Source organism: Stenotrophomonas sp. YJH_SMC_54 (assembly GCF_059368435.1).
This window is the reverse complement of sequence record NZ_JCAFRS010000001.1, coordinates 1-19,999: the sequence shown is the minus strand read 5'-3', so window position 1 is coordinate 19,999 and position 19,999 is coordinate 1. Positions and strand designations below refer to the sequence as shown.

Annotated in this window: 31 protein-coding genes; 1 reads left to right on the top strand and 30 read right to left on the bottom strand. The window is 63.5% G+C overall.

The window, feature by feature from the left end; genetic code table 11:
• Positions 1–605: 605 nt before the first annotated feature.
• Positions 606–1,997, bottom strand: coding sequence for a class II 3-deoxy-7-phosphoheptulonate synthase (locus tag AC5P5S_RS00155; RefSeq protein WP_005408220.1), 1,392 nt, complete (start codon positions 1,995–1,997; stop codon positions 606–608).
• A gap of 221 nt (positions 1,998–2,218) precedes the next feature.
• Here AC5P5S_RS00155 and AC5P5S_RS00150 point away from each other — a divergent pair, with 221 nt between their 5' ends.
• Positions 2,219–4,345 carry a TonB-dependent receptor gene (locus AC5P5S_RS00150; RefSeq protein ID WP_049461500.1) on the top strand — a complete coding sequence of 709 codons (2,127 nt, stop codon included), beginning with the start codon at positions 2,219–2,221 and terminating at the stop codon, positions 4,343–4,345.
• Positions 4,346–4,466: 121 nt separating this feature from the next.
• Here AC5P5S_RS00150 and AC5P5S_RS00145 read toward each other — a convergent pair whose 3' ends face one another.
• The 29 genes from AC5P5S_RS00145 to AC5P5S_RS00005 all read right to left on the bottom strand — a co-directional run.
• Entirely contained in the window at positions 4,467–4,973 is a 507-nt protein-coding gene (locus tag AC5P5S_RS00145) for a disulfide bond formation protein B (protein WP_005412342.1), read from the bottom strand.
• A 241-nt stretch (positions 4,974–5,214) separates the two neighbouring features.
• Positions 5,215–5,598: a 50S ribosomal protein L17 gene (rplQ, locus tag AC5P5S_RS00140; protein ID WP_005408217.1), complete on the bottom strand. Its 384-nt coding sequence runs from the start codon at positions 5,596–5,598 to the stop codon at positions 5,215–5,217.
• Positions 5,599–5,789: 191 nt separating this feature from the next.
• Positions 5,790–6,788, bottom strand: coding sequence for a DNA-directed RNA polymerase subunit alpha (locus AC5P5S_RS00135; protein WP_005408216.1), 999 nt, complete (start codon positions 6,786–6,788; stop codon positions 5,790–5,792).
• 55 nt (positions 6,789–6,843) lie between these two features.
• Positions 6,844–7,473, bottom strand: coding sequence for a 30S ribosomal protein S4 (gene rpsD / locus AC5P5S_RS00130; protein WP_004145446.1), 630 nt, complete (start codon positions 7,471–7,473; stop codon positions 6,844–6,846).
• 15 nt (positions 7,474–7,488) lie between these two features.
• Positions 7,489–7,878, bottom strand: coding sequence for a 30S ribosomal protein S11 (gene rpsK / locus AC5P5S_RS00125; protein WP_004145443.1), 390 nt, complete (start codon positions 7,876–7,878; stop codon positions 7,489–7,491).
• Between the two features lie 11 nt (positions 7,879–7,889).
• Positions 7,890–8,246 (bottom strand): 30S ribosomal protein S13, encoded by a 357-nt coding sequence (rpsM, locus tag AC5P5S_RS00120; protein WP_004154500.1) that lies wholly within the window; start codon positions 8,244–8,246, stop codon positions 7,890–7,892.
• Positions 8,247–8,593: 347 nt separating this feature from the next.
• Entirely contained in the window at positions 8,594–9,961 is a 1,368-nt protein-coding gene (gene secY / locus AC5P5S_RS00115) for a preprotein translocase subunit SecY (protein WP_005408215.1), read from the bottom strand.
• 7 nt (positions 9,962–9,968) lie between these two features.
• Complete coding sequence (gene rplO / locus AC5P5S_RS00110; RefSeq protein WP_004154498.1) at positions 9,969–10,412, bottom strand: 50S ribosomal protein L15; 444 nt, start codon at positions 10,410–10,412, stop codon at positions 9,969–9,971.
• A gap of 6 nt (positions 10,413–10,418) precedes the next feature.
• A complete protein-coding gene (gene rpmD / locus AC5P5S_RS00105) occupies positions 10,419–10,610 on the bottom strand; it encodes a 50S ribosomal protein L30 (protein ID WP_005408214.1) in 192 nt (63 codons plus the stop codon).
• Complete coding sequence (rpsE, locus tag AC5P5S_RS00100; protein WP_005408213.1) at positions 10,603–11,145, bottom strand: 30S ribosomal protein S5; 543 nt, start codon at positions 11,143–11,145, stop codon at positions 10,603–10,605. The genes rpmD and rpsE overlap by 8 nt, the downstream gene beginning before the upstream one ends.
• Before the next feature lie 161 nt (positions 11,146–11,306).
• On the bottom strand, positions 11,307–11,666 hold the full coding sequence (rplR, locus tag AC5P5S_RS00095; protein WP_024957318.1) for a 50S ribosomal protein L18: 360 nt from the start codon (positions 11,664–11,666) through the stop codon (positions 11,307–11,309).
• An 80-nt stretch (positions 11,667–11,746) separates the two neighbouring features.
• Positions 11,747–12,271 carry a 50S ribosomal protein L6 gene (rplF, locus tag AC5P5S_RS00090; RefSeq protein WP_005408211.1) on the bottom strand — a complete coding sequence of 175 codons (525 nt, stop codon included), beginning with the start codon at positions 12,269–12,271 and terminating at the stop codon, positions 11,747–11,749.
• A gap of 18 nt (positions 12,272–12,289) precedes the next feature.
• Positions 12,290–12,688, bottom strand: a complete 399-nt coding sequence (gene rpsH, locus AC5P5S_RS00085) for a 30S ribosomal protein S8 (RefSeq protein WP_005408210.1) — start codon at positions 12,686–12,688, stop codon at positions 12,290–12,292.
• Positions 12,689–12,946: 258 nt separating this feature from the next.
• Positions 12,947–13,252, bottom strand: coding sequence for a 30S ribosomal protein S14 (rpsN, locus tag AC5P5S_RS00080; RefSeq protein WP_005408209.1), 306 nt, complete (start codon positions 13,250–13,252; stop codon positions 12,947–12,949).
• Positions 13,253–13,270: 18 nt separating this feature from the next.
• Entirely contained in the window at positions 13,271–13,813 is a 543-nt protein-coding gene (rplE, locus tag AC5P5S_RS00075; protein WP_004154491.1) for a 50S ribosomal protein L5, read from the bottom strand.
• An 11-nt stretch (positions 13,814–13,824) separates the two neighbouring features.
• Entirely contained in the window at positions 13,825–14,142 is a 318-nt protein-coding gene (rplX, locus tag AC5P5S_RS00070; RefSeq protein ID WP_004154490.1) for a 50S ribosomal protein L24, read from the bottom strand.
• A gap of 16 nt (positions 14,143–14,158) precedes the next feature.
• Positions 14,159–14,527 carry a 50S ribosomal protein L14 gene (rplN, locus tag AC5P5S_RS00065; RefSeq protein WP_004145357.1) on the bottom strand — a complete coding sequence of 123 codons (369 nt, stop codon included), beginning with the start codon at positions 14,525–14,527 and terminating at the stop codon, positions 14,159–14,161.
• Positions 14,528–14,538: 11 nt separating this feature from the next.
• Positions 14,539–14,808 carry a 30S ribosomal protein S17 gene (rpsQ, locus tag AC5P5S_RS00060; protein WP_004154489.1) on the bottom strand — a complete coding sequence of 90 codons (270 nt, stop codon included), beginning with the start codon at positions 14,806–14,808 and terminating at the stop codon, positions 14,539–14,541.
• Positions 14,809–14,819: 11 nt separating this feature from the next.
• The gene (rpmC, locus tag AC5P5S_RS00055; RefSeq protein ID WP_004154487.1) at positions 14,820–15,005 is read right to left on the bottom strand and encodes a 50S ribosomal protein L29; all 186 of its coding nucleotides are present in this window, start codon (positions 15,003–15,005) and stop codon (positions 14,820–14,822) included.
• Positions 15,005–15,418: a 50S ribosomal protein L16 gene (gene rplP, locus AC5P5S_RS00050; RefSeq protein ID WP_004154486.1), complete on the bottom strand. Its 414-nt coding sequence runs from the start codon at positions 15,416–15,418 to the stop codon at positions 15,005–15,007. The genes rpmC and rplP overlap by 1 nt, the downstream gene beginning before the upstream one ends.
• A 5-nt stretch (positions 15,419–15,423) precedes the next feature.
• Entirely contained in the window at positions 15,424–16,158 is a 735-nt protein-coding gene (rpsC, locus tag AC5P5S_RS00045) for a 30S ribosomal protein S3 (RefSeq protein ID WP_004145350.1), read from the bottom strand.
• Between the two features lie 18 nt (positions 16,159–16,176).
• Positions 16,177–16,512: a 50S ribosomal protein L22 gene (gene rplV / locus AC5P5S_RS00040; protein ID WP_004145348.1), complete on the bottom strand. Its 336-nt coding sequence runs from the start codon at positions 16,510–16,512 to the stop codon at positions 16,177–16,179.
• A 12-nt stretch (positions 16,513–16,524) separates the two neighbouring features.
• Entirely contained in the window at positions 16,525–16,794 is a 270-nt protein-coding gene (gene rpsS, locus AC5P5S_RS00035; RefSeq protein WP_004154485.1) for a 30S ribosomal protein S19, read from the bottom strand.
• A gap of 6 nt (positions 16,795–16,800) precedes the next feature.
• Positions 16,801–17,628 carry a 50S ribosomal protein L2 gene (gene rplB / locus AC5P5S_RS00030; protein ID WP_004145339.1) on the bottom strand — a complete coding sequence of 276 codons (828 nt, stop codon included), beginning with the start codon at positions 17,626–17,628 and terminating at the stop codon, positions 16,801–16,803.
• Between the two features lie 10 nt (positions 17,629–17,638).
• Positions 17,639–17,938 (bottom strand): 50S ribosomal protein L23, encoded by a 300-nt coding sequence (gene rplW / locus AC5P5S_RS00025; protein ID WP_004145338.1) that lies wholly within the window; start codon positions 17,936–17,938, stop codon positions 17,639–17,641.
• A complete protein-coding gene (rplD, locus tag AC5P5S_RS00020) occupies positions 17,935–18,540 on the bottom strand; it encodes a 50S ribosomal protein L4 (protein ID WP_004145337.1) in 606 nt (201 codons plus the stop codon). Before rplD ends, rplW begins: the two co-directional genes overlap by 4 nt.
• Positions 18,541–18,552: 12 nt before the next feature.
• Entirely contained in the window at positions 18,553–19,203 is a 651-nt protein-coding gene (gene rplC / locus AC5P5S_RS00015; RefSeq protein WP_004145336.1) for a 50S ribosomal protein L3, read from the bottom strand.
• Between the two features lie 11 nt (positions 19,204–19,214).
• Positions 19,215–19,526, bottom strand: coding sequence for a 30S ribosomal protein S10 (gene rpsJ, locus AC5P5S_RS00010; protein ID WP_005408208.1), 312 nt, complete (start codon positions 19,524–19,526; stop codon positions 19,215–19,217).
• Between the two features lie 332 nt (positions 19,527–19,858).
• The coding region (locus tag AC5P5S_RS00005) for an EF-Tu C-terminal domain-related protein (RefSeq protein WP_487247787.1) at positions 19,859–19,999 on the bottom strand (141 nt) is incomplete at its 5' end.

The following is a 19,999-nucleotide window of genomic DNA, read 5'->3' as shown; positions in this document are numbered from 1 at the left end:
AGCAAAGCGCCCTCACCCATGTAAGCTCGGTCGCCGCTTGCCCGTGTGCGCTGTCCTGCGCACACGGCAAGACCGGGGTTGGGCGTCCTGCCCAACCCGCCCGAGGCATGCCTCGGGCCCATGCGGCTTACGCTCCCGCAACCGGACCCACCCCGCCTTCGACAGTTTTCTGCGATCTGTCGGAAGCTGCTGCTGATGGTGGGTGCCGACCGTTGGTCGGCACGGGGTCGGAGCCCATTTTGAATACTGCTATCTGACAGAAAAATCGTGTCGACCAACGGTCGACACCTACCAACAGCCGCGCATGCCAATCGCCGCAGTTACCAGTAGATCCACGCCATGCGTGGATGATTCATTCGACATCTGACAGATGTGCCGACCAACGGTCGGCACCCACCAATAGCGACCTGAACCTGTCGAAGGTGGGGCGGTGTCGGAGTGCGGGGTGTCAGCCGCATGGATGCGGCTGCCAAGCTTACAGGGACGTACTTGCAGCGTCCCCGCACTCCGACACCGCCCCGCCATCCCACGGAATACCCGCTTCTGCAGTTGCTGTTGCTTCGGCTTCTGGCAGGTGCAGGGCTGCAAGCCCTGCCTAAAACCCATTACCGCACTTGCTCCTGCTTGCGCACGATCGCCATCGCGATCTCCAGCGACTGCTCGTAATTCAACCGCGGGTCCACCGTTGAGCGATACGCACGCTCCAGGTCACGCTCGGTCAGTTCGCGCGCACCACCGGTGCATTCGGTCACGTCCTCGCCGGTCAGTTCCAGGTGCACGCCACCCAGGCGCGTGCCCGCGGCCGCATGCAGATCAAACGACATCTCCACTTCGCCACGCACGTTGTCGAAGCGACGCGTCTTGAAGCCATTGGCAGTGCTTTCGGTGTTGCCATGCATCGCATCGCACACCCACAGCACGCGGCGGCCATCACGCTTGACGGCATCCAGCAGCGGCGGCAGCTTCTCGGCGATCTGCGCCGCACCCATGCGGTGGATGAAGCTCAGTCGACCCGGTTCGTCGTGCGGGTTGAGCACGTCGATCAGGCGCAGCAGCTGGTCCGGCGTCACCGACGGGCCGACCTTGATCGCAATCGGATTGCGCACGCCACGCAGGTATTCCACGTGCGCGCCATCGAGCGCAGCCGTGCGCATGCCGATCCACGGGTAATGCGTGCTCAGGTTCAACCAGCCCTGCTGGCGCGGCACCTGGCGGGTCAGCGCCTGCTCGTAGGGCAGCAGCAGCGCTTCATGCGAGGTGTAGAAGTCGATGCGGTTGAGGTTGTGCACGCGGGCCCCGGCCAGGGTCTCCATGAAGTGCACCGCATCGCCGATCGAGGCCACCATCTTCTGGTAATCGGCCGCCAGCGGCGAGTGGCTTACCCACTCCAGGTTCCAGTATTCGGGGTGGTGCAGGTCGGCGAAACCACCGTCGATCAGCGCACGCACGAAGTTCATCGTCATCGCCGAATGCGCGTGGGCCTGCAGCATCCGCTTCGGGTCCGGCAGACGCGCTGCTTCAGTGAAAGCGGGGGCGTTGATCACATCGCCGCGGTAGCTCGGCAGGGTTACGCCGTCGCGGGTCTCGGTATCGGCCGAACGCGGCTTGGCGTACTGGCCGGCAAAGCGGCCAACGCGGATCACCGGCTGGCGCAGGCCGTGCACCAGCACCAGGCTCATCTGCAGCAGTACCTTCAGCCGGTTGGAGATGGTGCCCGATTCGCAGTCGCTGAAGTTCTCGGCGCAGTCGCCGCCCTGCAGCAGGAAGCGCTTGCCTTCCTGGGCCTCGGCCAACTGCTGCTTCAGCGCCAGGATCTCCCATGAGGTGACCAGCGGTGGCAGCCGCTTAAGCTCGTGCAGGGCCGCCTCCAGGGCTACCGGGTCGGGATAGGTCGGCATCTGCAGCGCGGTCTTGCCCCGCCAGCTCTCCGGCGACCAGGCAGCGCCGGCGGCGGTCGCGGCGGGATCGGGCACGGGCGGAACGGCGGACAGGCTCATTGCAGACTTCCGGGATGGGGGGCGGTCATGGTCGCAGAGCCGGCCGCTGACGCAAAGGGCCGGTCCGGCCTACCGGCTCGCCTGAACGGCAGAGAAAGGCCGACGCCAGCGGCCAGATCCTGCATGGTCAGCCACCCGGGACAGGCGCATGATTTGTTACGGAGTAACACTTCAATGTCATGGACCGGCCCCTTCCACATCCAGCCGCCACCTCTCCCACCATGAAGCCCTCGCCCCTCGCTACCGGCATCACCTTCGCCCTGGCCCTGGCCAGCCTGCCCGCCTTCGCCTCGGCATCCGACGCCCCCGCTTCGTCCGTCAAGGATCTGGATGCGGTCACCGTCCACGCCCGGCTCGACCAGGCCCGCAACACGCTGTCGCCGGACATCGGCAGCAGCCAGTACCAGATCACCGCCGAGGACATCCAGAAGCAGCCGCTGGGTGCCTCCGCGCCACTCAGCCAGGTACTGCTGCAGGCCCCTGGCGTGGTCCAGGACTCCTATGGCGGCGTGCATGTGCGTGGCGACCACGCCAACCTGCAGTACCGCATCAACGGCGTGCTGCTGCCCGAATCGATCTCCGGCTTCGGCCAGACCCTGGACGCGCGCACCATCAAGAGCATCCGCCTGATGGACGGCGCACTGCCGGCGCAGTTCGGCGAGCGCACCGCAGCGGTGGTCGACATCACCACCCGCAACGGTGCCGAGCTGGGCAATGGCGGCAGCGCGGGGCTGACCACCGGCTCGTTCGGCAAGATCAATCCGAACGCCTCCTGGTGGGGCAACCAGGGGCGCTGGAGCTGGTTCCTGACCGGCAACTACGACCAGCATGAGGTCGGCCTGGAGAACCCCACCAACTCGCGCAAGCCGCTGCACGACGATACTCACCAGGGAAAGGCCTTCGCCGACCTCACCTACCTGGTCAACGACAACACCCGCCTGAGTGTGTTCGCCGGTTTCGCCAACAACCGCTTCCAGATCCCGGTCAACCCGGGCCAGACGCCACAGTTCGGATATCTGGACACCACCACCTTCGACTCCAGCCAGCTGGATGAGACCCAGCGCGAGACCACCCGCTTCGGCATGCTGGTGCTGCAGGGCACGCTGGGCAGCACCGCGTACCAGCTATCGGCCGGACAGCGCTACAGCGACGTGGCGTTCAACCCGGACGTGGTGGGCGACCTGGTGTTCAGCGGCGTCGCCTCGCAGGTCCAGCGCAGCAACCGCGCCAACACCCTGCAGGCCGACTTCTCAACGCCGTTGGGCAACGACCACACGCTGCGCTATGGCCTGTACGGCAATTACGAGAACGCGCGGGCGAACAGCAACAGCTGGGTGTTCCCGGTTGATGACGGCGGCCAGCAGTCCGGCACGACACCGCTGTTGATCCCCGACCGCAGCGCGTTCCACGCCAGTACGCTGGCACTGTACGTGCAGGACGAGTGGAAGATCGGCGACGACTGGACCGTGAACTACGGCCTGCGTGGCGACCGCTACAAGGCCTTCGGCCGCACCGAAGGCCAGCTCAGCCCGCGCGTGGGCGTGGTCTGGAATGCCAGCGACAGCACCACCGTGCACGCCGGCTATTCGCGCTACTTCACGCCACCGGCCAGCGAGTTGATTGCCAGCAGCGACATCGCGCTGTACGACGGCACCACCAACCAGCAGCCCAGCGGCGGCAACAACACGCCGCTGGCCGAGCGCAGCGACTACTACGACATCGGCGTCTCGCAGCAACTGGGCGAGCACCTGACCCTGGGCCTGGACGCGTATGACCGACGCGTCGCACGCCTGCAGGACGAAGGCCAGTTCGGCGCTGCCTACATCTATTCGACCTTCAACTACCGCCGTGGCCACATCCGTGGCCTGGAGTTCAGTGCCGACTACAGCAACGGTCCGTTCAGTGCCTACTTCAACGCCGCGCTGAACAAGGCCATCGGTACCGACGTCATCACCGGCCAGTACAACCTCGATCCGGAAGCGCTGGCCTATGTGGCCGACCACTGGATCCACCTCGACCACGACCAGAAGCTGACATCATCGGGTGGTCTCAGCTACGCCTTCGCCGGACACAACCGGATCGGTGCCAACTACGTGTTCGGCAGCGGCCTGCGTTCGGACATCGAAGGCGTACCCAACGGCGGCGAGCTGCCGTCGTACCTGCAGGTGAACCTCAGCGCCGGGCACGACTTCAATGCCGACAGCGGCCATCCGTTGCACGTCCAACTGGCCGTGATCAACGCACTGGATCGCGGCTACCAGCTGCGCGACGGTGGCGGTGTCGGCGTCTTCGCCCCGCAGTGGGGACCGCGCCGAGGTGCTTACCTGAGCCTGCAGCAGGACTTCTGAGGTAGCGCCGGCCGCTGGCCGGCATCCTCACGGTGTGCCGGCCAGCGGCCGGCACTACCCTTCGTCAACGATTGGGGTCAGAGCCCTTTGCGATGCCACGGGACCCGACCCCGTTTCGCTTTCAGCGCTTGACCTTGCCCAGCGACACCACCAGCGCCCACAACGCCAGCAGCACGAACCACACGCCCGACCACATCGGCATGGTCAGGCCCAGGAAGGTCCAGTCGATGTTGCCGCAGTTGCCGGTACCGGTCAGTACCGTGCGGAATACTTCCAGCGGCCCCATGGTCTCGCTCAGGAACGCCAGCGGCGGGCCACAGGTGGAGCCCATTTCCGGCGGCAGCATCTGCACGTAGACGTGGCGCGCGGCGATGCCGGCACCCACTGCGGCGGCAATGAACGCCAGCACGCCATAGGTCGCGCGTCCCGGGCGGTTGGAGGGCCCGTGCAGCGCACCGATCAGGAACAGCAGGCCGAGCGCGGCAAAGGCCAGGCGCTGGAAGATGCACAGCGGACACGGCTCCAGGCCCATCTTCAACTGCAGGAAGATCGCGTAGCCAAGCAGGCCCGCGCAGATCAGGAAGCCCAGCAAGAACTGGGCGCGGAAGGGCCAGCGCAGTGGATTCATCGTCAACGCTCAAATGGATCAGGCGCCAAGCGTAACCGAGAGTGCGTGCCATTCGAACCGCCACAGGTGACGCCTGTCGGAACGGTGCGGGTCAGATCCCAGTGCGAATGCAAAGGGCTCTGGCCTGCGGTGCTGCCTGCCCGGGGTCAGGGCCCTTTCCTGCGGAAAGGGATCCGAGCCCTGGAAACGCAAAAGCCCGGCAGAGGCCGGGCTTTCGCTGTGTCGCGTTGGAGCGGTCCGATTACTCGGCCACTTCCTCGGCCACGACCGGACGGTCAACCAGCTCGACGTAGGCCATCGGCGCGTTGTCGCCGGCGCGGAAGCCGCACTTCAGCAGGCGCAGGTAGCCGCCCGGACGGTTCGCGTAGCGCGGGCCCAGGATTGTGAACAGGTTGCCCACGGCTTCGTTGTCGCGCAGGCGGGCGAAGGCCAGACGGCGGTTGGCGACGGAGTCGACCTTGGCCAGGGTGATCAGCGGCTCGGCAACGCGGCGCAGTTCCTTGGCCTTCGGCAGGGTGGTCTTGATCAGCTCGTGCTTGAACAGCGAGGCGGCCATGTTCTTGAACATCGCTTCGCGGTGGGCGCTGGTGCGGCTGAACTTACGGCCAGACTTCTGGTGACGCATGGTGATATTCCTTGGTTAATGATGTGGCTGTGTGGATCGTTGTCGCCATCCTGGCGTTGCTGCGCGGACTGCGGATGGTCCTGGCCGCCCGTCCTGGACGACCTGCCGCGCGAACCTGCGGTTCGTCATGGCATGGTGTGTTGCGTTGAAGGCCCCACCGCGAACGGTGGAGCCTTCAGGCATTACCGATCTCAGCCCAGCATGCCGTGGCTGGCGACACCGGCCGGCGGCCAGTTCTCCAGCTTCATGCCGAGCGACAGGCCGCGCTGAGCCAGCACTTCCTTGATCTCGGTGAGCGACTTCTTGCCCAGGTTCGGGGTCTTCAGCAGCTCCACTTCGGTCTTCTGGATCAGATCGCCGATGTAGTAGATGCTTTCAGCCTTCAGGCAGTTGGCCGAACGCACGGTCAGCTCCAGATCGTCGATCGGGCGCAGCAGCACCGGATCCACGCCGTTGTTGGCCGGCTTGGCCGCACCGCGGTCGCGGTGGGTGAAGTCACCGAACACCGACAGCTGGTCGCTGAGGATGTCGGCGGCGGTGCGCACGGCTTCCTCGGCGTCGATGGTGCCGTTGGTCTCGATATCGATGACCAGCTTGTCCAGGTCGGTACGCTGTTCGACGCGGGCCGCTTCCACGGCATAGGCGACGCGGCGGACCGGCGAGAACGAGGCATCCAGGACCAGGCGGCCGATGGCACGGGTTTCTTCGTCCGGACGACGACGCGCGGCAGCCGGCTGGTAGCCGAAACCACGTTCGATCTTCAGACGCATGTTGATTGCCGTGTCCTTGGTCAGGTGGCAGATCACATGGTCGCCGTTCAGGATCTCCACATTGTGGTCGACCTTGATGTCGGCAGCGGTGACAACGCCCGGGCCCTGCTTGGACAGGGACAGGGTGGCGCTGTCGCCGGAGTGCATACGGATGGCCACGTCCTTGAGGTTCAGCAGGACTTCGAGCACGTCCTCCTGCAGACCTTCGACCGTGGTGTACTCATGCAACACGCCGTCGATTTCGACTTCCGTGATGGCGAAGCCCGGGATGGACGACAGCAGCACGCGACGCAGGGCATTACCCAGCGTATGCCCGTAACCCCGCTCCAAAGGTTCGATAACGACCTTTGCACGAGTGTCGGTAAGGCGTTCGATCTGCGGACCGCGAGGACGCAGAACCTGGTTGGCGGTAACCGTCATGTTGCGGGTTCTCCTAGTGAACCCCCGGCCGTCGCCGGGGGCTCTCCAATGTGAATTACTTCGAATACAGCTCGACGATCAGCGCTTCGTTGATGTCCGCAGGCAGATCCGAACGATCCGGAACAGCCTTGAAGATGCCGGTGAACTTGCCGGAATCCACTTCAACCCACGACGGGCTCAGGTCATGCTGGGCGGCGACGGTCAGGGCTTCCTGGACGCGCAGCTGCTTGGCAGCCTTTTCAGACAGAGCGATGGCGTCGCCAGCCTTGACCTGGTACGAAGCCAGGTTGACCGACTTGCCATTCACGGTGACGCCGCGGTGCGACACCAGCTGACGGGCAGCCGGACGGGTCACAGCGAAGCCCATGCGGTAGACGACGTTGTCCAGGCGGGTTTCCAGCAGCTGCAGCAGGTTCTCGCCGGTGTTGCCCTTCTTGGTCGAGGCCTTCTTGTAGTAGTTGCGGAACTGACGCTCCAGCAGGCCGTAGATACGCTTGACCTTCTGCTTTTCACGCAGCTGGGTGGCGTAGTCGGACAGCTTGCCCTTGCGGGCAGTGGCGCCGTGCTGGCCGGGCTTCTGCTCCAGCTTGCACTTCGAGTCCAGCGCACGCGCCGGGCTCTTCAGGGACAGGTCGGCGCCTTCGCGACGGGCGAGCTTACAGGTAGGACCGATATAACGAGCCATTTCTTATCGCTCCCTTTAGACGCGACGCTTCTTCGGCGGACGGCACCCGTTGTGCGGGATAGGCGTCACGTCGATGATGTTGGTGATCTTGTAGCCGACGTTGTTCAACGAACGCACGGCCGACTCACGGCCCGGACCCGGGCCCTTGATGCGGACTTCCAGCGACTTCACGCCGTAGTCCAGCGCAGCACGACCGGCCTTTTCAGCGGCCACCTGGGCAGCGAACGGGGTCGACTTGCGCGAACCGCGGAAGCCAGCGCCACCGGAGGTCGCCCACGACAGAGCGTTGCCCTGGCGGTCGGTGATGGTGACGATGGTGTTGTTGAACGAAGCGTGGACGTGGGCAACGCCGTCGGTGACGACGCGCTTGATCTTCTTCTTGGTCTTAGCAGCGGGCTTAGCCATTTCTCAGTCCCTTACTTCTTGATCGCCTTGCGCGGACCCTTGCGGGTGCGGGCGTTGGTACGGGTGCGCTGGCCACGCAGCGGGAGGCCACGACGGTGACGCAGGCCGCGGTAGCAGCCCAGGTCCATCAGGCGCTTGATCGCGATGCCGATCTCACGGCGCAGATCGCCTTCCACGATGTACTTGCCGACTTCGGCGCGCAGGCGCTCGATTTCCGGCTCCGACAGATCGCGGATCTTGGTGGTCGAAGCAACGCCTGCGACTTCGCAGACCTTCTTCGAACGGGTACGGCCGATGCCGTAAATGCTTTGCAACCCGACCCAGACATGCTTCTGGGCTGGCAGGTTGACGCCTGCAATACGCGCCATGACGCGGTTCTCCAGCTGAGTGATGGCCGACAGCGCGCCTCGGGCACGCCAATCCGGCAGGATGGATCAAAAAAGTGAACTAGCGATACTAACAAGGTTCCGGTTTACATGGAAGCCCGTGAAACCATTGGTTTCATGAACCCGGCCTGGGGAGTGTGCCCAGGCTCCGGCGCCGGATGGGGTTGGACCTGGGGTTTCCCCCGGGGCCGCCCGCGCTACTCCAGCGCGGGACCACCTCATCACACCCCCACCCGGAACCGCTGCGGGGGCCGCCCTTCGTTTGTGTGGCCGGAGTCCGCGAAGCGGAGGGACCATCACGTCAGGAAGACGAAAGTATAACAGGCCAATCAGCCGCGGGCAAAACCGCCGCGGTTGCCGCCCTTCAGGTTGGCCTTCTTCAGCAGGCTCTCGTACTGGTGGGACATCAGGTGCGCCTGCACCTGGGCGATGAAGTCCATCACCACCACCACCACGATCAGCAGCGAAGTACCACCGAAGTAGAACGAGGCGTTCAGCTGCGTGCGCATCAGTTCCGGCAGCAGGCAGACGATCACCAGGTAGGCCGAGCCGGCTGCGGTCAGGCGGGTCAGCACGCCGTCGATGTAATCGGCGGTGGCCTTGCCCGGACGGATGCCCGGAATCAGCGCGCCCGACTTCTTCAGGTTGTCGGCGGTTTCCTGCGAGTTGAACACCAGCGCGGTATAGAAGAACGCGAAACCGGTGATCAGCGCAGCGAACACGATCATGTGCAGCGGCTCGCCCGGGCCCAGGGCATTGGCGACCTTCTGCAGGACCTGGCCGAAGCTGCTCTGGTTGGCAGCCTGGCCGGACCACATGGCCAGGGTGGCCGGGAACGCCAGCAGGCTCGAGGCGAAGATCGCCGGGATGACGCCGGCCATGTTGAGCTTCAGCGGCAGGAACGAGGTCTGGTTCATGTACGCGTTGCGACCGCCCTGGCGGCGCGCGTAGTTGACCGTGATCCGGCGCTGGCCACGCTCGACGAACACCACGAAGAAGGTGAAGGCGAGCACGACGATGGCGATCAGCAGCAGCTGGATGAACTGGATGTTGCCGTCGCGGTAGGCGTCGAAGGTGTGGATGATCGCACCCGGCAGGCCTGCGACGATACCGGCGAAGATGATCAGCGACACGCCGTTGCCGATGCCGCGCTCGGTGACCTGCTCACCGACCCACATCAGGAACATGGTGCCGGCGGTCAGCGCGACCACGGCGGTGAGCACGAAGCCCATGCCCGGCGCGTACACGACCGGAGCGCCCGACGGCGAGACCTGGCCCTGCAGGGCCAGCGCGATCGAGCCGCCCTGCACCACTGCCAGCAGCACGGCGCCGATGCGCGAATACTGGGTGATCTTGCGGCGGCCGGACTCACCTTCCTTCTGCATCGCCTTCAGGGCGGGGAAGATGTGCACGGCCAGCTGCATCACGATCGATGCCGAGATGTACGGCATCACGTTCAGCGCGAAGATGCTGAAACGGTGCAGGGCGCCGCCCGAGAACATGTTGAACATGTCCACGATGCCGCCGCCCTGCTGTTGCATCATGGCAAGCATGGCATCGGGATTGACGCCCGGCACCGGCACGTAGCAGCCGATGCGATAGACGATCAAAGCCCCGACGACGAACAGCAAACGTTGGCGAAGTTCAGTGAACTTGCCCATTCCGCCCGCGAGGTTACCGATGCCAGCTTGCGCCATGATTTTCTTACTCCGTTACGCTGCCGCCGGCAGCTTCGATCGCGGCCTTGGCACCTGCCGTGGCAGCAATACCCTTCAGGGTGAACGCCTTGGTCACTTCGCCCTTGACGACGACCTTGGCCTTCTTGGCAGTGCTCGGGACCAGCTTGGCAGCACGCAGGGCGGCGAAGTCGATCTCACCGGCCGGCAGCTTGTCCAGCGCGTACAGCAGCACTTCAGCGGTGTCCTTGGCGATCGGCGAACGGAAGCCGATCTTCGGCAGACGACGCTGCATGGGGGTCTGGCCGCCTTCGAAGCCAGCCTTGATCTTGCCGCCACCCTTGCGGGCGAACGAACCCTTGTGGCCGCGGCCGGCAGTCTTGCCCAGGCCCGAGCCGATACCGCGACCGACGCGGGTACGCTCGGTGCGGGCGCCCGGTGCCGGGCTCAGTTCATTGAGACGCAGAGTCATGGTCGATTACTCCTCAACCTGGACGAGGTACTGAACCTTGTTGATCAGGCCGCGCACCTGCGGGCTGTCCTTCAGTTCACGCACATCGTTGAGCTTGTTCAGGCCCAGGGCACGCACCGACAGGCGGTGACGCGACTGGGTGCCACGCAGGCCACGCACCAGGCGGACCTTGACAGTCTTGTTGGACTCATTAGCCATGGTTGAGTTCCTCCACCTTCTTGCCGCGCTTGGCCGCGATGCGGGCCGGCGACTGCGCAGCAGACAGGCCCTTCACGGTGGCACGCACCAGATTGATCGGGTTGCGCGAACCGGTGGCCTTGGCCAGCACGTTCTTCACGCCAACCGCTTCCAGCACGGCGCGCATGGCACCGCCGGCGATGACGCCGGTACCTTCCGAAGCCGGCTGCATGAACACGCGGGCTGCGCCGTGACCATCCTTGATGGTGTGCCACAGGGTGCCGTTGTTCAGGTCAACGCTGACCAGGTTCTTGCGGGCCTGTTCCATCGACTTCTGGATGGCGACCGGCACTTCGCGTGCCTTGCCATAACCGAAACCGACCTTGCCTTCGCCGTCGCCGACAACGGTCAGGGCGGTGAAGGTGAACTGGCGGCCACCCTTGACGGTCTTGCTGACGCGGTTGACCGCGACCAGCTTTTCGATCATGCCGTCGTCGATCTTCTCTTCGCGGTTACGGTCGCGATCGCGACCCCGCTGCTGACGCTCTTCTGCCATGTTGATTCCTTGGTTGTTTGGGTATGTACGGCTCGAAGCCGCTTATGGTTGTGGCGTGACGCGGCGTTCCGGTGGGCCGCTGCAGAAGAGCGGCGCCGTCCAGCCTCACTCAGGCTGGCGAGCAGGCAGGCAGGAGGCCAATGGCCCCCTGCCCTTGTCCCTTAGAACTGCAGGCCGGCTTCGCGGGCCGCTTCTGCCAGGGCCTTGATGCGGCCGTGGTAGCGGTAGCCCGAACGATCGAAGGCAACCTTCTCGACGCCGGCGGCCTTGGCGCGCTCGGCGACGATGCGGCCAACCTTGGCGGCGGCATCGGCGTTCTTGCCGTTCTTCAGGCCTTCCATGACGTCGGTCTGGGTGGTGTTGGCGGCAGCCAGCACCTTGGAACCGTCGGCGGTGAAGACCTGGGCGTACAGGTGCTGGCCGGTGCGCAGCACCGACAGGCGGGCGACGCCGAGCTCACGGATGTGGGCGCGGGTCGACTTGGCGCGACGCAGGCGGGCGATGTTCTTGTTCATTTTGATTATTCCTTGAAAGCTGAAGGAAGAGCTTTTCCCTGAGAAGTCCGCACAGGGATGTGCGGGCTCTTGCGAGGGACTCGCGCTTATGCCTTCTTGGCTTCCTTACGGATGATGACTTCGTCGGAGTACTTCACGCCCTTGCCCTTGTACGGCTCCGGCTTGCGGAACGCACGGATCTTGGCGGCAACTTCACCGACGACCTGCTTGTCAGCGCCCTGGACCAGGATCTCGGTCTGGGTCGGGGTCGACAGGGTGATGCCTTCCGGCGCCACGAACACGACCGGATGCGAGAAGCCCAGCGACAGGCTCAGGTCCTTGCCCTGCATGGCAGCGCGGTAACCCACGCCGACCAGCTCCAGCTTGCGCTCGAAGCCTTCGGACACGCCCTTGACCATGTTGGACAGGATCGCACGCACGGTACCGGTCAGTGCGACCAGGTCGGCGTTCTCGGTGCTCAGGGTGGCAACGCCGTTGTCGACGTTGATGGCAATACCGGCCGGCTTGGCCAGCGACAGGGTGCCCTTCGGGCCCTTGGCGGTGACGCTGTCCGACTGGACGTTCAGTTCAACCTTACCCAGGTCGATCGGCTTCTTGGCTACGCGGGACATAGTTCTACTCCTTTCGCCTTAGGCCACGAAGCACAGGACTTCGCCGCCGACGCCCAGCTGGCGCGCCTGCGCATCAGTCATGATGCCCTTGGAGGTGGAAATGATGGAGATACCCAGGCCGTTCATGACCTTCGGCAGCTCGCTCTTGCCGCGGTACTGGCGCAGGCCCGAACGCGAGAAGCGCTTCAGGGTCGCGATGACCGGCTTGCCTTCGAAATACTTCAGCACGATTTCCAGCTCGGACTTGTTGTTTTCCAGCTGGGTCACGCGCAGGTCGGTGATGTAACCCTCGTCCTTCAGGACCTGGGCAATCGCAACCTTGATCTTGGACGACGGGGCTTTCACCGTCTGCTTGCCAACCGCGGCCGCATTCTTGATGCGGACCAGCAGGTCGGCGATGGGATCAGTCATGCTCATATGAGTACCTTTGAGTGCACCGATATCCGCTTTCGCGAAAATCTGTTGTCTCCTGGAAACGGGCCAGGTCCCTTGTTGCAGTGGGCCGGAAGCCCACTCCTACAACCCCGTCTGCACAGGGCAAGACGCGGGAGTATACGCCAAAAGAGCCCGGCTTGCGCCGGGCTCTTCGGTTTTTTTGCGCCGGGAAAGCTGAATGCCTCCCCTGCCCGGTTCAGGAACCCCCGAAGGGGCTCCTGATCGCAGGGCCGGCTGGGATTACCAGCTGGCCTTGCGCAGACCCGGGACGTCGCCACGCATGGTGGCTTCACGCAGCTTGTTACGGCCCAGGCCGAACTTGCTGTAGACGCCACGCGGACGACCCGACAGCTCGCAACGGTTGCGCTGGCGGCTCGGCGACGAATCGCGCGGCAGCTTGGCCAGCTTGGTTGCGGCGTCGATCTTCTCTTCGTAGGTCGCGTCCACGGAGGACACGATCTTCTTCAGAGCTGCACGCTTTTCAGCGTACTTCTTTGCCAGCTTTTCCCGCTTGATGTCGCGGTTGACCATGGAGGTCTTTGCCATTTCGGTTTCCTCGACAGATCAGTTACGGAACGGGAACTTGAACGCTGCCAGCAGCGCCTTCGCTTCCGCGTCGGTCTTCGCAGTGGTGGTGATGGCGATATCCATACCGCGGATCGCGTCGACGGCGTCGAAGTCGATTTCCGGGAAGATGATCTGCTCCTTCACACCCATGTTGAAGTTGCCGCGGCCGTCGAAGGAACGACCGGAAACACCACGGAAGTCGCGCACGCGCGGCAGCGAGATGTTGATCAGGCGATCCAGGAACTCGTACATCTTGTGGCGACGCAGCGTGGTCTTGCAGCCGATCGGCCAACCATCGCGGATCTTGAACGACGCAACCGACACACGCGACTTGGTGACAACCGGCTTCTGGCCGGAAATCTTGGTCATGTCGCCGACGGCGTTTTCCAGGATCTTCTTGTTGGTGGCCGCTTCGCCGACACCCATGTTCAGGGTGACCTTGACCAGCTTCGGCACTTCCATCGGATTGGTGTAGCCGAACTGCTTCATCAGCGCCGGCACCACTTCGTCCTTGTAGAACTTTTCGAGACGGGAACTCATCTTCTCATTCCTCAGGCGTCGAGCGCCTCACCGCTGGAGCGGAACACACGCAGTTTGCGTCCATCCTCCAGCACCTTGAAGCCAACGCGTTCGCCCTTGCCCGAAGCCGGGTTCAGAACATTCACGTTGGAGATATGGATCGAAGCTTCGCGCTCGACCACGCCGCCGGCAACACCTGCCTGCGGGTTCGGCTTGGTGTGGCGCTTGACGATGTTCACGTTGGCGACGACCACACGGTCGCCGTCGACGCGGACGACTTCGCCCTGCTTGCCCTTGTCCTTGCCAGCGTTGACGACAACCTGGTCGCCCTTCTTGATACGGTTAGCCATGATTATCTCCTGTCGCTCACAGCACTTCGGGAGCGAGCGAGACGATCTTCATGAACTTCTCCGAACGAAGTTCACGGGTCACCGGCCCGAAGATACGGGTACCGATCGGCTCCTGCTTGCTGTTCAGCAGAACGGCAGCGTTGCCGTCGAAGCGGATCAGCGAGCCGTCGGCGCGACGCACACCCTTGCGGGTACGCACCACGACGGCGTCATACACTTCACCCTTCTTGACCTTGCCGCGCGGAATCGCATCCTTCACGGTGACCTTGATGATGTCGCCGATGCCGGCGTAACGGCGCTTGGAACCACCCAGCACCTTGAAGCACATCACCTGCTTGGCACCCGAATTGTCCGCGACGTCAAGGTAGCTCTGCATCTGGATCATGATTCAGCTCCTTATTCAGCCGCGCGCGTGATGACTTCCACCACGCGCCAGTTCTTGGTCTTGGACATCGGAGCAATCTCGGTCACGCGGACGACATCGCCTTCCTTGCAGGCGTTGTCGGCATCGTGGGCGTGCAGCTTCGTCGAGCGCTTGATGTACTTGCCGTACAGCGCGTGCTTGACCTGACGCTCAACCAGGACGGTAACCGTCTTGTCCATCTTGTTGCTGACGACACGGCCTTCGACCGTGCGCAGCGTCTTCTTTTCAGTATTGTCGCTCATAGCGGCCATCCTTACTTCGTGCTGCCGAGCAGGGTCTTGACGCGAGCAATCTCGCGACGGACCCGGCGAATGTCGTGGGTCTTCGGCAGCTGGCCGGTGACCTGCTGCATACGGACAGAGAACTGTTCCTTACGCAGGTCGATCAGGTGGGCCTTGAGTTCGTCAGCCGACTTTTCACGGAGAGTTTTGATATCCATCAGCGCACCGTACGGGTCACGAAAGTGGTGGTGACCGAGAGCTTGGCGGCGGCCAGGCGGAACGCCTCGCGAGCCACTTCCTCGGAAACACCCTCGATTTCATAGATCATGCGGCCGGGCTGGATCTGGGCCACCCAGTATTCCACGTTACCCTTACCAGAACCCATTCGGACTTCGATGGGCTTCTTGGTGATGGGCTTGTCGGGGAACACGCGGATCCACATCTTGCCGCCGCGCTTGACGTAGCGGCTGATCGAGCGGCGGGCCGCTTCGATCTGACGCGCGGTCAGCTGACCGTGTGCGGTTGCCTTCAGGCCGTATTCGCCGAAGCTGACAGCGTTGGCGCTCCAGCTCAGGCCATCGTTACGGCCCTTGTGTACCTTGCGGTACTTGGTTCGCTTGGGTTGCAACATTGTCGTTACCTCGCTTCACGGGCCGGGCGCTGACGGTCACCACGGTCGCCGCGATCGTGACGATCGTTGCGCGACGGGGTGTCGTCCTGCTTTTCCTGGCCAACCTGGGAGAAATCGAAGACCTCGCCCTTGTAGATCCAGACCTTGATGCCGATGATGCCGTAGGTCGTCTTGGCTTCAGCGAAGCCATAGTCGATGTCGGCACGCAGGGTGTGCAGCGGCACGCGGCCTTCGCGGTACCACTCCGAACGGGCGATTTCTGCACCGTTGAGGCGGCCACCCACGTTGACCTTGATGCCCAGGGCACCCAGGCGCATCGCGTTGCCGACCGAGCGCTTCATTGCGCGGCGGAACATGATGCGACGCTCCAGCTGCTGGGCGATCGACTCGGCAACGAGCTGCGCGTCCAGTTCCGGCTTGCGCACTTCGGTGACGTTGATGTGCGCCGGGACGCCCATCATCTCGCTCACTTCCTTGCGCAGCTTCTCGATGTCCTCACCGCGCTTGCCGATCACCACGCCCGGACGGGCGGTGTGGATCGTCACGCGAGCGGTCTTGGCCGGACGCTCGATCAGGATCTTGCTGATGCCGGCCTGAGCCAGCTTCTTGCGCAGCATTTCGCGCACTTTCAGGTCGGCTGCCAGGTAACCAGCGAACTCGGCCTTGTTGGCGTACCACTTGGAGTTCCAGTCCTTGGAAATGCCGAGGCGGATACCAATCGGATGAACTTTATGACCCATGGTCTTTTCCTTATCCGCTTACTTGGCGGCGCCCACAACCACAGTGATGTGGCTGGTGCGCTTGAGGATGCGGGTACCGCGGCCTTTCGCCCGCGCCATGAAACGCTTCAGGGTCGGACCTTCATCAACCATGATGGTCTGAACCTTCAGCTCGTCGACGTCGGCGCCCTGGTTGTTCTCGGCGTTGGCAATAGCCGACTCCACCACCTTCTTGATCAGGTGGGCAGCCTTCTTGTCCGAGAACTTCAGCAGGTTGACCGCACGCTCGGCCGGCAGACCGCGCACCTGGTCAGCGACCAGACGAGCCTTCTGCGGGGAGATGCGCGCAGTGCGCAGGATGGCTTTCGCTTCCATTGTCATCTCTCCTTACTTGCCCGACTTCTTGTCACCACCGTGACCCTTGAAGGTCCGGGTGATGGCAAATTCGCCGAGCTTGTGGCCGACCATGTTCTCGTTGACGAGAACCGGGATGTGGTTCTTGCCGTTATGCACGGCAATGGTGACGCCTACCATGTCAGGCAGGATCATCGAACGGCGCGACCAGGTCTTGATCGGCTTCTTGCTGCCCGCAGCGGCCTCCACCTTCTTGACGAGGTGGTGATCGACGAACGGGCCCTTCTTGAGTGAACGTGCCATGGTCGATTAGCCCCTACGATCGCGGACGATGAACTGCTGAGTGCGCTTGTTATGGCGCGTCTTGTAACCCTTGGTCGGGACACCCCACGGGGTGACCGGATGCGGGTTACCCTGGCCGGCCTTCGCCTCACCACCACCGTGCGGGTGGTCAACCGGGTTCATGGCAGCACCACGAACGGTCGGGCGGACGCCGCGCCAACGCTTGGCACCGGCCTTGCCCAGCTTTTCCAGGCTGTGCTCGTCGTTGCCGACTTCGCCGATGGTGGCGCAGCACTCGACCGGAACCTTGCGCATTTCACCCGAGCGCAGGCGCAGGGTGGCGTAGATGCCTTCGCGAGCCACCAGCTGCACGGCCGCACCAGCGGCGCGAGCGATCTGAGCGCCCTTGCCCGGCTTCAGTTCGATGCAGTGGATGGTGGTGCCGACCGGGATGTTGCGCAGCGGCAGGGTGTTGCCAGCCTTGATCGGGGCATCCGAACCAGCGATCACCTGATCACCGGCCTTCAGGCCCTTCGGGGCGATGATGTAGCGACGCTCACCGTCGACGTAGCACAGCAGAGCGATGTGCGCGGTGCGGTTCGGATCGTATTCGATGCGTTCCACGCGCGCCGGGATGCCCAGCTTGTTGCGCTTGAAGTCGATGATGCGGTAGTGCTGCTTGGCACCACCACCGACGTGACGCACGGTGATGCGGCCATGGTGGTTACGACCACCCGAGCGGCTCTGCGACTCGACCAGCGCAGCGTGCGGAGCACCCTTGTGCAGGTCGGGAGTGACCACGCGCACGGCCGAACGGCGGCCGGGGGAAGTGGGCTTGAATTTCATCAATGGCATGGGATGTACCTCAGGCCTTGGCCGTTACATCGATCGACTGGCCATCGGCCAGGCGAACGTACGCCTTGCGCCAATCGCCGCGGCGGCCAGCACGGTTACGGAAGGACTTGTTCTTGCCCTTGACGTTGACCACGTTGACGGCCTCGACCTTGACGTCGAACAGCTGCTCAACCGCGGCCTTTACATCGGCCTTGGTGGCTTCGTTCGAAACTTCGAAGACATACTGGTTGGAGAGTTCCTGCAGGCGCGCGGTCTTTTCGGAGACACGCGGGGCACGCAGCACGCTGAAGATTTTTTCGTTGCTGTTCATGCCAGCCACTCCTCGACCTTCTTGACCGCGTCAGCGGTGATGACGACCGTGTCGGCACCCACCAGCGAGACCGGATCCAGACCCTGGACGTCACGCACCTGCACGTACGGCAGATTGCGGGCGGACAGGTACAGGTGCTCGGACGCTTCTTCGGTGACGATCAGCGGGCGCTTGCCCACTTCCAGGCCGGCCAGCTTGGCGATCAGACCCTTCGTGTTGGTCACTTCGACATCGAAGGACTCCACGATGGTCAGACGGCCCTGACGGTTCAGCTCGGACAGGATCGCGCACATGGCGGCACGGTACTGCTTACGATTGACCTTCTGCTCGAAGCTGCGCGGCTTGGCCGCGAAGGTGACACCGCCGCCGACGAAGATCGGAGCCGTCAGTGCGCCATGACGCGCGCCGCCGCCCTTCTGCTTCTTCGACTTCTTGGTGGTACCAGCCACTTCGGAGCGAGTCTTCTGTGCCTTGGTGCCGGCGCGACCGGCGTTGCGGTAGGCAACGACGACCTGGTGGACCAGATCTTCGCTGAAATCGCGACCGAACACGGCGTCGGAGACCGAGACCTTGTTGTTGCTACCCGTGATAACGAGTTCCATCGTCATCTCTCCTTATGCCTTGCTCGCCGGACGGACGATCACGTCGCCACCCGCCGCGCCCGGAACGGCGCCGCGAACGGCGATCAGACCGCGCTCGACGTCGACCTTGACCACTTCCAGGTTCTGGGTGCTCTGCTGCACCGCGCCCATGTGGCCCGACATCTTCTTGCCCGGGAAAACGCGACCCGGGGTCTGGCGCTGACCCAGCGAACCCGGCGCGCGATGCGACAGCGAGTTACCGTGGGTTGCATCGCCCATACGGAAGTTGTGGCGCTTGATGGTGCCCTGGAAGCCCTTACCCTTGGTGACACCCTGGACGTCGACGATCTGGCCGACTTCGAAGATGTCCGCCTTGACTTCGCCGCCAACGGCGAAATCGCCGAGCTGCGCGTCTTCAACGCGGAATTCCCACAGGCCACGACCCGCTTCCACCTTCGCCTTGGCGAAGTGGCCGGCTTCCGGCTTGTTGACCAGGGCAGCGCGACGCGCGCCGACGGTCACCTGCACGGCGCTGTAGCCGTCGGTTTCGACGGTCTTGATCTGCGCGATGCGGTTCGGGGTTGCTTCGATCAGGGTCACCGGGATGGAGCGGCCATCTTCAGTGAACACGCGGCTCATGCCAGCCTTGCGGCCCACGAAGCCCAACGAATACTTCTTCGTCATGGTCGTAGTCCTCAGGTCAGCTTGATCTGAACGTCGACGCCGGCAGCCAGTTCGAGCTTCATCAGCGCGTCCACGGTCTTGTCATTCGGGTCAACGATATCGAGCACGCGCTTGTGCGTGCGGGTCTCGTACTGGTCACGCGCGTCCTTGTCGACGTGCGGGGAAACGAGAACGGTGTAACGCTCGATCTTGGTCGGCAGCGGGATCGGGCCACGCACTTGCGCGCCGGTCCGCTTTGCCGTTTCAACGATCTCGCTGGCCGAACGGTCGATCAGACGATGATCGAACGCTTTCAGCCGGATCCGGATCTTTTGGTCCGCCATGGCGGTAGGTTCCTTCGTTAAAAGAGCGACAGACAAAGCCTCTGGGTTGCTTTGCCCCATGAAATTCCTGAATACGGACGGCCCGCACTCCTGCAGGCCGCCAAGGTCAATCCATAGACCTCAAAAACGTAGGCAGACCAGTTTCCCGGCCTGCCCAGACGTAGAAGCATAATGGCACGCAAGGCAGCTGTCAACAGTCGCCTGTTGACGCCGCCTGAATGGCATTGACCCTTCCTGGTCCGGGGAACACAAGGCACATCCTGTGCCTGCTTTCCCATTTGATACGCCCCGATGCCCTACCCAGGCAACATCGGGGCGCAGATACTACCAGATTACTCGATGATCTTCGAGACCACGCCGGCGCCGACGGTACGGCCGCCTTCGCGGATGGCGAAGCGCAGGCCTTCGTCCATTGCCACCGGGTTGATCAGGGTGACGACCATCTTGACGTTGTCACCCGGCATCACCATTTC

What these genes read in the sequence shown, in the direction of transcription:
- rpsE (WP_005408213.1), bottom strand. Translation starts at nt 11,145, where the DNA reads ATGGCAGAAGAGCGTCAGCAGCGGGGTCGCGATCGCGACCGTAACCGC.
- AC5P5S_RS00150 (WP_049461500.1), top strand. Translation starts at nt 2,219, where the DNA reads ATGAAGCCCTCGCCCCTCGCTACCGGCATCACCTTCGCCCTGGCCCTG.
- rpsH (WP_005408210.1), bottom strand. Translation starts at nt 12,688, where the DNA reads ATGAGCATGACTGATCCCATCGCCGACCTGCTGGTCCGCATCAAGAAT.
- rpmD (WP_005408214.1), bottom strand. Translation starts at nt 10,610, where the DNA reads ATGGCTAATGAGTCCAACAAGACTGTCAAGGTCCGCCTGGTGCGTGGC.
- rpsN (WP_005408209.1), bottom strand. Translation starts at nt 13,252, where the DNA reads ATGGCAAAGACCTCCATGGTCAACCGCGACATCAAGCGGGAAAAGCTG.
- rpsK (WP_004145443.1), bottom strand. Translation starts at nt 7,878, where the DNA reads ATGGCTAAGCCCGCTGCTAAGACCAAGAAGAAGATCAAGCGCGTCGTC.
- rplD (WP_004145337.1), bottom strand. Translation starts at nt 18,540, where the DNA reads ATGGAACTCGTTATCACGGGTAGCAACAACAAGGTCTCGGTCTCCGAC.
- rplC (WP_004145336.1), bottom strand. Translation starts at nt 19,203, where the DNA reads ATGACGAAGAAGTATTCGTTGGGCTTCGTGGGCCGCAAGGCTGGCATG.
- rplF (WP_005408211.1), bottom strand. Translation starts at nt 12,271, where the DNA reads ATGTCCCGCGTAGCCAAGAAGCCGATCGACCTGGGTAAGGTTGAACTG.
- rpmC (WP_004154487.1), bottom strand. Translation starts at nt 15,005, where the DNA reads ATGGATATCAAAACTCTCCGTGAAAAGTCGGCTGACGAACTCAAGGCC.
- rplV (WP_004145348.1), bottom strand. Translation starts at nt 16,512, where the DNA reads ATGGAAGCGAAAGCCATCCTGCGCACTGCGCGCATCTCCCCGCAGAAG.
- rplW (WP_004145338.1), bottom strand. Translation starts at nt 17,938, where the DNA reads ATGAACAGCAACGAAAAAATCTTCAGCGTGCTGCGTGCCCCGCGTGTC.
- secY (WP_005408215.1), bottom strand. Translation starts at nt 9,961, where the DNA reads ATGGCGCAAGCTGGCATCGGTAACCTCGCGGGCGGAATGGGCAAGTTC.
- rplE (WP_004154491.1), bottom strand. Translation starts at nt 13,813, where the DNA reads ATGAGTTCCCGTCTCGAAAAGTTCTACAAGGACGAAGTGGTGCCGGCG.
- rplP (WP_004154486.1), bottom strand. Translation starts at nt 15,418, where the DNA reads ATGTTGCAACCCAAGCGAACCAAGTACCGCAAGGTACACAAGGGCCGT.
- rplB (WP_004145339.1), bottom strand. Translation starts at nt 17,628, where the DNA reads ATGCCATTGATGAAATTCAAGCCCACTTCCCCCGGCCGCCGTTCGGCC.
- rplN (WP_004145357.1), bottom strand. Translation starts at nt 14,527, where the DNA reads ATGATCCAGATGCAGAGCTACCTTGACGTCGCGGACAATTCGGGTGCC.
- AC5P5S_RS00155 (WP_005408220.1), bottom strand. Translation starts at nt 1,997, where the DNA reads ATGAGCCTGTCCGCCGTTCCGCCCGTGCCCGATCCCGCCGCGACCGCC.
- rpsD (WP_004145446.1), bottom strand. Translation starts at nt 7,473, where the DNA reads ATGGCTCGTTATATCGGTCCTACCTGTAAGCTCGCCCGTCGCGAAGGC.
- rpsM (WP_004154500.1), bottom strand. Translation starts at nt 8,246, where the DNA reads ATGGCGCGTATTGCAGGCGTCAACCTGCCAGCCCAGAAGCATGTCTGG.
- rpsS (WP_004154485.1), bottom strand. Translation starts at nt 16,794, where the DNA reads ATGGCACGTTCACTCAAGAAGGGCCCGTTCGTCGATCACCACCTCGTC.
- rpsQ (WP_004154489.1), bottom strand. Translation starts at nt 14,808, where the DNA reads ATGAGCGACAATACTGAAAAGAAGACGCTGCGCACGGTCGAAGGCCGT.
- AC5P5S_RS00145 (WP_005412342.1), bottom strand. Translation starts at nt 4,973, where the DNA reads ATGAATCCACTGCGCTGGCCCTTCCGCGCCCAGTTCTTGCTGGGCTTC.
- rplX (WP_004154490.1), bottom strand. Translation starts at nt 14,142, where the DNA reads ATGGCTAACCGTATCAAGAAGGGCGACCAGGTTGTCGTCAACGCTGGC.
- rpsJ (WP_005408208.1), bottom strand. Translation starts at nt 19,526, where the DNA reads ATGGCGGACCAAAAGATCCGGATCCGGCTGAAAGCGTTCGATCATCGT.
- rpsC (WP_004145350.1), bottom strand. Translation starts at nt 16,158, where the DNA reads ATGGGTCATAAAGTTCATCCGATTGGTATCCGCCTCGGCATTTCCAAG.
- rplO (WP_004154498.1), bottom strand. Translation starts at nt 10,412, where the DNA reads ATGACTCTGCGTCTCAATGAACTGAGCCCGGCACCGGGCGCCCGCACC.
- rplQ (WP_005408217.1), bottom strand. Translation starts at nt 5,598, where the DNA reads ATGCGTCACCAGAAGTCTGGCCGTAAGTTCAGCCGCACCAGCGCCCAC.
- AC5P5S_RS00135 (WP_005408216.1), bottom strand. Translation starts at nt 6,788, where the DNA reads ATGACGGTTACCGCCAACCAGGTTCTGCGTCCTCGCGGTCCGCAGATC.